The sequence below is a fragment of the Kitasatospora sp. NPDC057512 genome (assembly GCF_042802135.1).
GTDB lineage: Bacteria > Actinomycetota > Actinomycetes > Streptomycetales > Streptomycetaceae > Kitasatospora.
Map to the genome: position 1 here is coordinate 1 of NZ_JBHVET010001049.1, position 2,203 is coordinate 2,203.

Here is a 2,203-nt window from a genome sequence, read left to right on the forward strand (position 1 = left end):
GGCCGGAGCCACCGCCGCACGGGCGCTCAGAAGTGCCAGGGGCGGGGGAGCCGCTTCCAGGGCTCCGAGGTGACGAGGTTCATGACAGCCGATCCCGTACCGATGACGAGCTGGGCTGCCGTGTCCTTCACTATCGGCTTCAGCTTCGCGAACGTCTCGACCGCTTTGCCCGTGGCGGCCAAAATGCCGTTGAGCCCGAACATGGTGACGGAGGACTGGAGTTCCTTGCTGCTCCAGCCGAACCCGATCCCGGTCAGCAGGACGCTCACCCCGCCGGTGGCGAACGACGCCAGGGACAGGACGGGAGCGGCAACCTCGCCAAAAGCCGGAACGGCCAGGGCCGCCACCGACGCGGCCCCCAGCCAGGTGCTCAGGTCGCCGGTGTGCTGGGCGTACTCGCGGATCATGATCTCGAGCGCGCCGTCCATACCGCCGGGGCTGGAGCCGCCGGGGCCCAGAAGCGGCCGGACGCTGTCGTTGCCCGGGGTGTCGGCGGGGTTGACGTGGTTCGCGGCGTTCTGCCGGGCCTGCTCCGCCGCCTTGGCCGCCTCCGCCGCCTGCTCCTGCTCGCGCTTGCGGGCCGCGATGTTCCCGGCCTCGTTGGCGGCCTGCCCGGCCTCCTCCGAGCTCTTGCCGGCCGCCAGCGCCGAGGCCCTGGCCTCGGCTGCCGACGCGGCGGCGCCGGCCGCCGAGGCGACCGCGCTGTGGGCCGACACCGCGGCCTGGTTCGCGGAGTAGTTGGCCTGCCGGCTCGCCGTCCTCGCCGTGGCCGAGGCGGTCTTCGCCTGCTGGGCGGAGGACGCCGCGGCCGAGGCCGAGGCCGTGGCCTCCGCGGCCCTGTTGCGGGCCTCGTCCGCGTAGCCCTTGGCCTGCGAGGCCGACGTGCGGGCCCGGTCGGCCCACTGGCCTGCCTCCTCGGCGGCCGATCGGGCCCGGGCCGCGACCGCGGACGCCTCGGCCGCGTCCTGGTTCGCCTGTGCCGCGATCTGGGCGGCGCTCGCGATCAGCGCCCGGACCGCCGCGACGTGGGCGGCGGTGTCCTGGTCCTTCTGGGCCGCCCGGTACTGTCCCCAGGCGACGTAGTCGCTCTGCATCGAGTCCGGTCCGGACAGGACGACCTGTCCGAGGGCCGCCACGACGGGGCCGCCCCGTCCCATGACGGTGGCCGCGGCCACCTGGTCGTCCTCGGCCTTGGCCGACCAGTAGCCGGTGGCCAGGAAGTCGGTCAGGGCCTTCGGTGACGGGTCGCTCAGGGCCTTGTTCCCGGCGGCGGTGACCGCCTTGCCCGCGTTGTCGATCAGCTTGAGGATCCGGATCCGGTTGTCGTCGGCCTGGACGTCGTAGACACCCTGGGTGAGGAAGGCCTGGATCTGTGCCGGGCTGTCGGCGGCCAGCGCCCGCTGGGCCGCCTCCGCCAGGCCGGGGCCGCCGAGGGTGGAGAACAGCAGCGCCTTCTCCCGGTCGTCCTGCCGCAGGGCCTTCGGGTACTGCGAAACGGCCCAGTCGACCACCTCCCGGTCGGTACCGGAGAGCGCGCTCTGCGCGGCCCGGCTGGTCCACGCGCCGCTGCTGGACAGCAGGTTGACGGCGGCCTTGCGGCCCGCGGCGACCGCGGTCGCGGTGTCGAGCGCCGGGTCGGCGGCCTTGGCGACCAGCTGCCGGGTGGCCTCGTCGACGGCTGCCGCCTGGGTCATGGCGGTCTCCCGCGACCGTGCCTCCTCCTGGCCGTCCTTGCGGAGCGCGGTGGCCTCGTCGACACCCAGCTTGGTGTCGGCCGCGAGGTCCTCCTGCTCGCTCTCCCGGGCGAGCTTCTCCACGTTCTGGGCCACCGCCACGGCGTCGCTCGCCACCTTCGCGGCGGCCACGGCCGCGTTGGCGTGCTCGGTGGCCTTGTTCGCCCAGTCCTGGGCGTTGCCCGCCTGGTTGGCGGCCTCGTCCGCCGCCTTCGCGGCGTTCTCCGCATGGGTGGCGGCCCCGTTGGCGGCCGCCTGGGCGTCCTTCGCGGCCGAAGCCGCGCGGGAGGCCAGCGAGTTGGCCCGCTTCGAGGCCGCGTCCGCGGCGGCGGACGCGCTGCGGGCGACGGCGGCCGCCTCCGACGCCCGCCGGGACTGCGCCGTGGCCTGGCCGGCGGACACCCCGGCCGAACTCGCCGCGTCCGCGGCATCCGCCGCGTTGCGCGCCGCGCTGGCCGCGGCACCCGCGG

1 protein-coding gene is annotated in these 2,203 nt (G+C 75.3%); it reads right to left on the minus strand.

What is annotated here, in order from left to right:
• Positions 1-26 precede the first annotated feature (26 nt).
• The coding region (locus ACFU6K_RS37405; protein WP_380670872.1) for an ALF repeat-containing protein at positions 27-2,203 on the minus strand (2,177 nt) is incomplete at its 5' end.